This window comes from Pseudobacter ginsenosidimutans, assembly GCF_007970185.1.
GTDB lineage: Bacteria > Bacteroidota > Bacteroidia > Chitinophagales > Chitinophagaceae > Pseudobacter > Pseudobacter ginsenosidimutans.
In genome coordinates, this window is the sequence record NZ_CP042431.1 from 4,920,873 (window position 1) to 4,932,250 (window position 11,378).

At 47.0% G+C, this 11,378-nt stretch carries 7 protein-coding genes; 6 read left to right on the forward strand and 1 reads right to left on the reverse strand.

What is annotated here, in order from left to right; genetic code table 11:
* The first annotated feature begins 36 nt into the window (after window positions 1-36).
* From FSB84_RS19335 to FSB84_RS19360, 6 genes are all read left to right on the forward strand, one after another.
* On the forward strand, window positions 37-528 hold the full coding sequence (locus FSB84_RS19335; RefSeq protein WP_130539536.1) for a VOC family protein: 492 nt from the start codon (window positions 37-39) through the stop codon (window positions 526-528).
* Window positions 529-622: 94 nt separating this feature from the next.
* Window positions 623-2,773 (forward strand): S9 family peptidase, encoded by a 2,151-nt coding sequence (locus FSB84_RS19340; RefSeq protein WP_225979828.1) that lies wholly within the window; start codon window positions 623-625, stop codon window positions 2,771-2,773.
* A gap of 57 nt (window positions 2,774-2,830) precedes the next feature.
* Window positions 2,831-4,447, forward strand: a complete 1,617-nt coding sequence (locus FSB84_RS19345) for an ABC-F family ATP-binding cassette domain-containing protein (RefSeq protein ID WP_130539537.1) — start codon at window positions 2,831-2,833, stop codon at window positions 4,445-4,447.
* Between the two features lie 301 nt (window positions 4,448-4,748).
* Window positions 4,749-5,360 (forward strand): outer membrane beta-barrel protein, encoded by a 612-nt coding sequence (locus tag FSB84_RS19350; protein ID WP_130539538.1) that lies wholly within the window; start codon window positions 4,749-4,751, stop codon window positions 5,358-5,360.
* A 224-nt stretch (window positions 5,361-5,584) separates the two neighbouring features.
* Entirely contained in the window at window positions 5,585-9,073 is a 3,489-nt protein-coding gene (locus FSB84_RS19355; protein WP_225979829.1) for a hypothetical protein, read from the forward strand.
* 461 nt (window positions 9,074-9,534) lie between these two features.
* The gene (locus FSB84_RS19360) at window positions 9,535-9,936 is read left to right on the forward strand and encodes a hypothetical protein (RefSeq protein ID WP_130539539.1); all 402 of its coding nucleotides are present in this window, start codon (window positions 9,535-9,537) and stop codon (window positions 9,934-9,936) included.
* A 280-nt stretch (window positions 9,937-10,216) separates the two neighbouring features.
* Here FSB84_RS19360 and FSB84_RS19365 read toward each other — a convergent pair whose 3' ends face one another.
* Window positions 10,217-11,194 carry a hypothetical protein gene (locus tag FSB84_RS19365; RefSeq protein ID WP_130539540.1) on the reverse strand — a complete coding sequence of 326 codons (978 nt, stop codon included), beginning with the start codon at window positions 11,192-11,194 and terminating at the stop codon, window positions 10,217-10,219.
* Window positions 11,195-11,378: the final 184 nt, after the last annotated feature.

Consider the following 11,378-nt stretch of genomic DNA (forward strand, 5'->3'; position numbering starts at 1 on the left):
CCTTTTGTTGTACATTCAATTATCAAAAATCACATTATGAGCGAGTATACCGTTCCCGCACAAACGAGAATCGGACATGTACACCTGAAAGTTTCCGACCTTGATAAAGCACTCGGTTTTTACCAGGGATTGCTGGGCTTTGAGATCATGCAGCGATACGGCAATCAGGCGGTATTCATCTCTGCCGGCGGGTACCATCATCATATCGGACTCAATACCTGGTACAGTAAAGACCAGCCACCGGCATCACGCAAATCGCCCGGGCTTTTTCATACTGCTATTCTCTATCCAACGAGACGGGATCTGGCCGTGATCCTGAAACGATTGATTGATGCGCGTTATCCGCTCACCGGCGCCTCCGATCATGGCGTTTCCGAAGCGCTCTACCTGGATGATCCCGATGGCAATGGGGTAGAGCTGTACTGGGATAAACCACGTGATCAATGGCCGCTGGATGCTGATGGAATGCTGCTAATGGTGACTGAACCGCTGGACCTGCCTGCATTACTGGCCACCATCGATCAGTAATACCCAGTCCCCACGAATTTTGTTAACCAGTGATGAATGGATGGTTTCAACAGAAGGGATGTTGTAATTTTCCCACTGTTTCAAACCAACGAACATGATTAAAAATCTGCACAAATTCCTGTTGATTGCCCCGCTTATTGCCGGCTGTAATCAAAATCCTTCAAAGATGAACCAACCATACCAATGGCCTGAGAACATTTCCACTCCAACAGTAGAAAAGAAAGCGAAAGAATTCCTGATGCATGGAGATAAGCGGGTGGACGAATATTACTGGCTCAATGAAAGAGAGAATCCCAAAGTAATAGATTATCTCAAAGCAGAGAATGCTTATGTAGACACGATGATGTCAGGCACCAAAGAGCTCCAGGAAAAACTCTTCCAGGAAATGAAAGGCCGCATCAAAGAGAAAGATGAATCCGTTCCCGTAATGACCAACGGTTACTTCTATTACAACAAATATGACGAAGGCAAACAGTATCCCATCTTTTGCCGCAAGAAAGAAAGCCTGGATGCTCCCGAAGAGATCATGTTCGATCAGAACAAGATGGCGGAAGGGCACAAGTACTACAGCATCGGTATCATCCGCATCAGCGACAACAATGAGCTGGCCGCCTTCACCACAGATCATGTAAGCCGCCGCCTGTACAACCTGCAGATAAAGAACCTTACTACCGGTGAGGTATATCCTGAAACCATTCCCAATGTGGAAGGAGGTTCAGTAGTTTGGGCCGCTGACAATAAGACCATGTTCTATATCCTGCAGGATACCACTACGCTTCTCGGCTACCAGGTCTATCGTCATACACTCGGCACCGATCCGGGGAACGATGTGCTGATGTATGAAGAGAAAGATGACCGTTACTACCTTGACATCGAGCGTACCCGCTCCAGGAAGTATGTAACCATCGTTTCCAATATGAACGAGGCGAGCACTGAATACCGCCTGCTTGATGCATCCAATCCAACAGGCGCATTCAAAGTATTCGAGCCGCGCAAAATGGATTTCCAGTATCATATCGATCATGCGGCAGATGGCAAATTCTATATCCTCACAGACTGGGATGCGCCCAATTTCCGTGTAATGACTTCAGAAGATGGAAAAACAGGAAAAGAGAACTGGAAAGAACTGATACCTGCACGCAAGGATGTATACATCGCAGATTTCAATACATTCAAAAACCACCTGGTGCTCACTGAAGTGAAAGACGCCATGCGCCAGATCCGTGTGATCAACCAGACATCGAAGAAAGATGAGTACATCGCTTTTGATGAAAAAGTGTACACTGCCGGACAGAGCAGCAATCCCGAGTCCAACACAGATATCCTTCGTATCGTATATACTTCCATGACCACGCCCTATACCGTGATCGATTACAATATGGATACGAAAGAGAAAACAGTGAAGAAGCAAACAGAAGTGATCGGTTATAAAAAAGAGGAATACGAAACAGACCGCATTTGGGCCACTGCCCGTGATGGTGTAAAAGTTCCTGTAACACTGCTGTACAAAAAAGGAATGAAGAAAGATGGGGCCAATCCATTATTGCTGATGGCTTACGGTTCTTATGGCAACAGCATTTTTCCCGGCTTCAACAGCACCGTGATCTCGCTGGTAGACAGGGGCTTCATCTATGCCATTGCGCATGTGCGTGGTGGTCAGGAAATGGGCAGGACCTGGTACGATAACGGTCACCTTCTGAAAAAGAAGAATACTTTCTATGATTTCATCGATTGCGGTGAATTCCTGGTGAAAGAAAATTATACGAACAGCAAACATCTTTATGCCAATGGGGGCAGCGCCGGCGGATTGCTGATGGGCGCTGTGCTGAACCTGGCGCCTGAATTGTGGAATGGGGTAGTGGCCGAAGTGCCTTTTGTGGATGTGATCACCACTATGAGCGATGCCAGCATTCCCCTCACCACCGGCGAGTACAAGGAATGGGGAAATCCTGCCGACAGCTCGGAATACTTCTACATGAAGTCCTATTCCCCCTACGATAATGTGGAGGCGAAGAATTACCCCAATATTCTGGTAACCACAGGCCTCCACGATTCCCAGGTGCAATATTTCGAGCCTGCCAAATGGGTGGCCAAACTGCGGGAATTCAATAAGAGCAAGAACATTATTCTATTCAAAACCAATATGGATGCGGGACATGGTGGCGCTTCCGGCCGTTTCGAAAGCCTCCGCGAGGATGCCCTGATCTATGCATTTCTGCTGGCTTTGGAGGGTCGTGCGAATTAATAGTCTGTAAGGGAAATATTGCATAACTTTGCGGCCTCAAAAAACCAGGAAGTCAGTATGATCTCAGTGAATAATGTGACCCTCTCGTTCGGCAAACGTGTATTGTTCGATGAAGTGAATATCTCCTTCAGCAAAGGCAATTGCTATGGTGTGATCGGTGCCAATGGCGCCGGCAAATCTACATTTCTGAAAATACTCTCCGGAGAGATCGAGCCCAATAAAGGCACCATCGATATCACTCCCGGCGAACGGATGGCCGTATTAAAACAGAACCATTTCGAGTTCGACGAAATTACCGTACTCAACACCGTTATGATGGGCCATAAAAAATTATGGTCTGTGATGCATGAACGGGATGCGATCTATGCCAAAGCAGATTTCACCGAAGAAGACGGTATCCGCGCAGGCGAGCTCGAAGGTGAGTTCGGCGAAATGGGTGGCTACACCGCAGAAAGCGATGCAGGCAGCCTGCTCAGCGAACTGGGTGTTCCCGAAGACGTTCACCAGAGCCTGATGAAAGATATCAACGGCGCCATGAAAGTGCGTGTGCTCCTGGCACAGGCCCTCTTCGGCAACCCCGATATCCTCATCCTCGATGAGCCTACCAACAACCTTGATGTGGTAACCATCTCCTGGCTGGAAAACTTCCTGGGCGGTTACGAGAACATCGTGATCGTGGTGAGCCACGACCGTCACTTCCTCGATGCCGTATGTACGCATGTGGCCGACGTAGACCGTCAGAAGATCAAGGTCTACACCGGTAACTATACCTTCTGGTACGAGAGCAGCCAGCTTGCTGCCCGTCAGGCCACCGATAAGAACAAGAAAACTGAAGAGAAGCGTAAGGACCTGATGGACTTCATCGCCCGGTTCAGCGCCAACGCCTCCAAATCCAAACAGGCTACTTCCCGTAAGAAAGCCCTGGAGAAACTGGTGATCGAAGACATTGCTCCTTCCAACAGAAAATATCCTGGTATCATCTTCAAGCAGCTGCGTGAAGTGGGTAACCAGATCCTCAACGTGGAGAAGCTCAGCAAATCCATCGATGGCAGGCCCCTGTTCAGCAATGTAAGCTTCACCGTGAACAAAGGCGATAAGATTGCCGTGGTTGCCGACGATCAGATGGCTATCACCGCTTTCTTCGAGATCATCAACGAACAACAGAAAGCAGACAGCGGAAACTTCGAATGGGGAACCACTGTATCCAAAGCTTATCTGCCCAACGATAACTCTGAGTACTTCACCACAGACCTGAACCTGATGGACTGGCTGCGTCAGTACGTGCCTTCGCATGTAACAGATGTGGACGAGCCCTTCCTCCGCGGATTCCTCGGAAAGATGTTGTTCAGCGGAGACGAAGTGCTGAAGAAGACTTCCGTACTCAGCGGTGGAGAGAAAGTTCGTTGCATGCTCAGCCGCATGATGCTGCAGGACCCTAACGTGGTATTGCTGGATGAGCCTACCAACCACCTCGATCTGGAATCTATCCAAAGCTTCAACGAAAGCATGGAGAACTTCAAAGGGATCGTGATGCTCAGCTCACATGACCATACTTTCCTCCAGACCGTGGCGAACCGTATTATCGAGCTCACGCCAAATGGCGCTATCGATAAGCTGATGAGCTTTGATGAATACCTGGAAGATAAGAAAGCAAAGAAAATGCAGCTCGCATAAGCATAAAATGTACTTGTCGTGGTCCGGCAGCTATCCCTGCCCGGTACCCGGAAACCCTGAGAAGCAATGCTTTTCGGGGTTTCTTTTTGGAGAAATACCTGAAAATGCCTTATTTTTAACTTATATATTTTAATTTCGTAATCAATTTACGTATCCCGCTCTGACCGTAGCTTCAGTCCAGCTCACCTTAATCGAACGTCCCCCATCAAATCCCCGGCTTAAACGCGTAGACGGGCATCAGCGGTTATTACTCCCTGATCCGGTCCGGAAGTCTTTTTGCTAACCAATTAAATTTAATGTTATGAAGAAAGCTTACGCGGTGCTGATTTGTGGTCTCTCGTTTATGGTACTGGCTACAAATCAGGCCCATGCTCAATTACAGAAGGGGAATATCCTGATAGGCGCAGACCTGATGGGGATGTCTGCAGATTTCCAAAGTGGTAATACCACTTTCAATCTGGCTATTCATCCCAAGGTGGCCTGGTTCATCCAGGATAATATCGCCATTGGTGGTATGGTTAACCTGGGGCTCTCCACACGCAAGGGGTATACAGCCATTTCATATGGAGTGAGTGCGCTGGGCCGTTATTACATTGCAGACAAACAAGTGCAGTTATTGAAGCAAAGCCGTTTTTTCCTGGAAGGAAATGTGGGCATCAGTGGACAAAACACCAAGGTTGACGGATCTGATAATGTAAGCACCAATGGCCTGGGTATTGGTTTTGGTCCTGGTGTTGCTTATTTCATCACACCTAATATCAGCCTGGAAGGATTGCTGAAATACAATCTCACTGTAGGTTTTGGTAATTCAACAACCAATAACCAGATTGCATTCGGGCTGGGGTTCCAGATCTACCTGCCTACGAAGAAGGCAAGGGAAGTTTACAACGATGTAAAATCACAGATGAAATAAGTCCAACAACGGCATTCAGTGTTATACAGTTAATAATATCCGGAAAGGCCGGCAGGAGAAAAGGAGGCATGGGCATCATCGCTTTCTTTCTGCTGCCGGTCTTTCTGGTTTTTCCTTCTCATCACAAACAATAAATGCTGATTTTCTACGCTTTTTACTTACTCCGCGGGATTTTACGCTAATATTGCGGGGGTCAAATGCAGACATTGTTAACCGGGAGAATATTGATACTGATTATGTTGCTGGCTTGCTGCCATCTGCATGGATATGCACAGCAGAAGCCGGCACCCAGGCCGCTTTCCAATCTCCGGTTTAAAAAGGTCAGTACAAGGCAGCCGCTTATTCAGCTCGATTCCCTCAGTCTTATTCCCAATACCATCCAGATCCCCGGCGTTCCTGATACTGCCTACACCATCGATTTTATCAATGGCACATTGCGCTGGAAGAGCCGCTTCATTCTTGATAGTCTATATATCCGCTACCGCGTTTTCCCCACACGCATGAATGCAGTGGTGAACAGGATGGAATACGATTCTGTAATGAACCGTTTTATCGGTCAGGCCTATACGCCGAATTTCATGGGCGTTCAGCAGACCGATAATTTCTTCAACTTCGGGAATATCACGTACAACGGTAGTTTCGGAAGAGCCATCTCCTTCGGCAACAGCCAGGATGCAGTGATCACCAGCAATCTCAACCTGCAGCTCAGCGGTTACCTGGCAGACAGTATCGAGATCGCCGCCGCTATCACAGACAATAATATCCCGATACAGCCAGATGGCACAACGCAACAACTCAATGAATTCGACCGCATCTTCCTGCAATTCCGTAAGCCAAACTGGGCGCTCAGTCTCGGCGATATCGATATCAGGCAACAACAAAACTATTTCCTCAGTTTCTACAAACGCTTACAGGGGCTTGCATTTGAAGCCACCACGCAGATCGCGCCGGGCGTTACCAATAAAGCCATGGTGAGTGGCTCCATCGCCAAGGGTAAGTTCACGCGCGATATCCTGGAGCCGCTGGAAGGTAACCAGGGACCTTACAGGCTCAAAGGCGCCAACAACGAATTCTTCTTTGTGGTGCTTGCCAATACCGAGCGTGTGTTCATAGACGGGGAGCTGCTGCAGCGCGGCGAAGACCAGGACTATGTGATCAACTACAATACGGCTGAAATTACGTTTACCCCACGCCGTATGATCACGAAGGACAAAAGGATACAAGTGGAATTCGAATATGCAGACAGGAATTATCTCAACTCCAATATCTACCTGTCTGATGAAGTTAACATCAAAGACAAAGTGAAAGTGCGCGTAGGTTTTTTCAACAATGCCGATGCAAAAAGCTCACCCATCAACCAAACCCTCGATCCCGCACAGAAACAATTTCTCAATAATCTTGGAGACAGCATCCAGCATGCTTTCTATCCGAATGCTGCGCTGGATACTTTTGCCGCCGGCAAGATCCTTTACAAGAAAGTGGACACTGTTTACAACGGCGGACAGAACCAGGATACCATCTATATCTATTCCAACAATCCCGATAGCGCCCGCTATTCACTATCCTTTATCGATGTAGGCCAGGGCAACGGTAACTATATGCCCGATCTCAATGGCGCCAATGGAAAAGTGTACAAATGGATACAGCCTGTGAACGGACAAAGACAGGGACGATATGAGCCCGCCGTATTCCTGGTAACGCCCAAGAAACAACAGGTGGTAACGCTGGGCGTAGATTATCTCATGAACAAGAACACCGAAGTGAATACCGAAGTGGCGATGAGCAATTACAATGTGAATGCATTTTCGGATAAGGACAAGGAGGATGATAAAGGCTATGCCGCCAAAGCGTCCGTCAGGAATACACTGCCTTTCAAAGGGAAAAAAGGACTGGCGCTTACTTCCAATGCCGGCTTCGAATACGTGGAGAGCCGCTTCAAACCACTGGAGCGGCTGCGTAATATTGAATTTGCCCGCGACTGGGGCCTGCCACTGCAATCGACGCCCGCCAATGAATCCATAATTACAGCTGGACTGTCTCTCACCGATGCAAAAATGAACTCTTTGAAATACCTGTTCACCAATTACAACAGGGGCGGGGATTTCACTGGTATCCGTAACAGTATCCTGCAAACGCAGGACATCAAAGGCTGGCGCTTCAACAATGTGTTCACCATTTCCAATGTGAGCGCCACAGACGCCAAAGGCATTTTCCTCCGGCCTACATTAGATGTTACACGCGTATTCAAGAAACTCAAACATTATTCACTCAACCTGAACTATTCTGTTGAGCATACTTCCATCAAAGACAGGAATACCGATTCACTCACCGCGCTCAGTTTTTCATTCACCAATTTCCAGGCCACCATCAAATCCGATGAAGGCAAACAGAATCACTGGGGCTTCGTGTATTCCACCCGCACCAACCAGTATCCTGTAGGCAAGGAATTGCAGAAGGCCGATCGCGCCCAGAACTTCAATCTCTTTGCCGAATTACTGAAAAATGAAAAACACCAGTTCCGCTTTAACGGTACTTACCGCGTACTGGAGATCCTTGACCAGAAGATCACTACCCAGGAGGCAGACAAGAGCCTGCTCGGCCGCGCTGAATATCTTTTCAACGAATGGCGTGGAATGCTTACCGGTAGTGTGCTCTATGAAGTTGGTTCCGGCCAGGAGCAGAAGCGCGATTTCGCCTTCCTGGAGGTGCCCGCCGGTCAGGGTGAATATACCTGGATAGATTATAATGAAGACGGTATCCAGCAACTCAATGAATTTGAACTGGCCAAATTCCAGGACCAGGCCAAATACATCCGGATTTTCACGCCCACCAATGAATTCATCAAAGCCAATTACAATACTTTCAACTATACCGTAGGACTGAACCCGCGCTCCGTTATCGATATGACAAAAGCCAAAGACTTTTCCAAACTCTTGTCTAAACTGAACCTGCAATCCTCCCTGCAGCTCAACAAGAAGGAGATCGCGCGTGGTGTGGTACAGCTGGATCCTTTCCGTTCTCCACTGAACGATACTTCCCTGATCACCCTGAACTCCGTGCTGGTGAACACATTCTCGTTTAACCGTTACAGTTCCTCCTGGGGCATTGATCTGAATAATTCAAGAAACAACAACAAATCCTTGCTTACCTACGGCTACGAGACCCGCAGCCTGGATGAGTGGAGCCTTCGCGGCCGGGTGAACATCACCAAACAATTGCTCTTTGAACTTACAGGCAGAACAGGCATCAACCAGCTTACCACCACCAGCGCCAAATTCGATAACCGGAATTACAAGATCCTGCAGCGCTCTATGGAGCCTGCTGTGAACTTCATCAACGGCTCCAATTTCCGCTGGCTGGTCGGTTATAAATTCATGACCCGCAACAACGAGCAGGGAGCAGGAGAGAAGACTACCTCCAATTCCATCAATACAGACATCAAGTACAATATCCTGCAAAGCACCAGCATCAACGGTAAATTCACCTACAACAATATCAACTTCAAATCCACTGAAGATAATCCAAATGTCAATTCGCCTGCGGCTTACATCCTCCTTGACGGACTGCTACCAGGCAAGAACTTCCTCTGGAATCTCGATCTCACAAAGCGCCTCAGCAATAACCTGGAGCTGAATATTCAATACGAAGGGCGTAAGCCCGGAACGGCAAGGGTTGTACATGTTGGGCGCGCGGCGATCAGGGCATTGTTATGATCATTGAAAATTATTGTGTAGTTTTCTATTCTAAACACTGCTTTACTGCTATGATTCGTGGAATGACCTATTCTTGTTTTGTTATTCTTTTGACAAGCTTTATATCTCCTCAACAGATACACTATAAAAAGCTTGTAAACAATTATCGGTTCTATTCTTTGCAGGAGGAGGCAAAGCCTGGTGATTACTTTGTGATCAGGGATTCCATTCACCAGGAGTACTCAGCTGGGAAATTGTTCACTATCTCAAAAGTGAATTGGTTGTCCGAAAATCGTATTGATGCCATGCTCAGGTATGTTACCGTCGATTTGAAAGACGGGTTTTATTCACCTGGGGATACGCTGAAGATCGAGTGTCTTTCTTTCCGGAACGATACATTGACATTACGAGTGAACTTTAAGGATTATGGTTATAGTCCTGAATTGAAATACTTGCGTAAACCGCTCTAATTATCGGCACTAATGATACGTACTCTTTACGTTAGTATTGCCGGGATCTTTCTTTCCGGCTTCTTAGTATTCTACCAGCTATCACCAAAGGCAGTATTGAATCATTACAGATTTACCTCGTTAAGGGAAGGTGTGAGACCAGGCAATTATTTTGTGATCAACGACTCTATTCACCGGCAGTATATCGATGACCAATTATTTGCAATCTCGAAAGTAGACTGGCTGCCAGGAAATAGTTATAACGCCATTCTCCGATGGATAACAATTGATGTTAGAGACGGTGCTATTTCTCCGGGAGATACAATGAAAATGGAAATGCTATCTTTTAAGAACGATACCTTAACGCTTCGTGTGGAATTCAAGGACGGACGCTCCTTTTCAGTCAACTATCTCCGCAGTCTACCAGAAAAATAGCTCATTGAATTCTGAATGCTTCATTATTACGCGAGTTAACTTTAAACCTGCTGCACATTCAGGTTATACGGGCGAGGGATTGAAGAAATACCGGCCTCTGAAACGTAAGCAAAGAAGTTTGGCCCTGTACTAATGTTATATCTCTCCAATTACAGCTCAGAAAAAATCCAAAAGCGCTGGTTCGTTTCAGCAGCCGGTATTTCTTCATCCCGAGCCCGCGCCATAAAAAAGAGTGTCCCGGCCAAAGCCAGGACACTCTTCAATAATTTATTCTCAGGATTTAGCTGAACAGTCCACCTTTCTTCAGGGTAGATACACCTTCGCCGATCTTGAAACCATTGTGGTATACTTCGATCTTGTAGGCGCCGGTTTTGAAAGCGCTGTTTTGTTTCCAGGGGAATTCTACGTGTTTCTTTTTGCCGGTCTCGATATCAACAGGCATTTTGAAAGTGTAGAATTTGTCGCCTTCTTCACGGGTAGTGAAGGTGCCGGAGCCAAGGGCTTCAACAGTTACAGGCTTTCCTTCAGGATCGGTAACGCTTACATAAACTTCAGTGCTTCCTGCCTGAGCAATGCGGTTGTCAACATCGAAAGCGATAACCAGTTTGTCTACGCGTTTAGCGGTAGTGGTTACTTTTTCACGGCCACCGCTCTTCTCATTGATCGGAGTGATGGAGATGTTGCTTGCATTCAGCGTGCTGGCGATATCTACTTTCTTGGCCAGTTCGTCTTTAACTGTAGTGGTAGTTGCCAGGTCTGTAGTCAGCTTTTCTTTGTCAGCTGTCAGCGCTGTTTTTTCAGTAGTCAGTACCTGATTTTCTTGTGTCAGGCGGGCTACTTCAGCTTCCAGGTTATTGATCTTGTCGTTCAGTTCCTGGATCTGGCTTTTCAGCTCAGTTTTTTCTCTTTCTGTAAGTCTTTCTTTCTTCAGTTTGGAAGCGATAGCGCCTTTCAGTTTGGAGATCTCGCTGTTGCGCTCGCTGAGTTTGCCTTCCAGTTCATTGTTATGACCAGTGAGGCTGTCCAAGCGGATAACAGCAGCATCGAAACTTTTTTGCAGCTCATTCTTTGAAGAGTCAACTGCTACGTATTGGGTTTTCAGTTGAGTGATCTGCTGATCTGATTTGTTTTTGTCCCACAGAAAATATCCCCAGGTACCGAGGATGCCTACTGCCAATAAACCGATGATCAGGTTCTTGGAGTCTTTCTTAGGAGGCTGACTTTGCGGGCTTGCTGATGGATAATTGGTTGTACTCATAAATGTGTATGGTTTTCAAAATTTTAAAATATTCGGTTTGCGCCGTATTCGGGACTTCGATCTCATTTAGTCCAAAACCATGCCAGAAATGTTAAAACAGGGCGGCCGGAAGATGGGAAAAACTGCCGGAATGCAGTATGGGTGTGGTTTTTCATTGTGAATAATTCCATTCGGGTACGGGTTA

Excerpts from the sequence above, each read along its gene's own strand:
- FSB84_RS19335 (WP_130539536.1), top strand. The coding sequence starts at position 37 with ATGAGCGAGTATACCGTTCCCGCACAAACGAGAATCGGACATGTACAC.
- FSB84_RS19340 (WP_225979828.1), top strand. The coding sequence starts at position 623 with ATGATTAAAAATCTGCACAAATTCCTGTTGATTGCCCCGCTTATTGCC.
- FSB84_RS19345 (WP_130539537.1), top strand. The coding sequence starts at position 2,831 with ATGATCTCAGTGAATAATGTGACCCTCTCGTTCGGCAAACGTGTATTG.
- FSB84_RS19350 (WP_130539538.1), top strand. The coding sequence starts at position 4,749 with ATGAAGAAAGCTTACGCGGTGCTGATTTGTGGTCTCTCGTTTATGGTA.
- FSB84_RS19360 (WP_130539539.1), top strand. The coding sequence starts at position 9,535 with ATGATACGTACTCTTTACGTTAGTATTGCCGGGATCTTTCTTTCCGGC.
- FSB84_RS19365 (WP_130539540.1), bottom strand. The coding sequence starts at position 11,194 with ATGAGTACAACCAATTATCCATCAGCAAGCCCGCAAAGTCAGCCTCCT.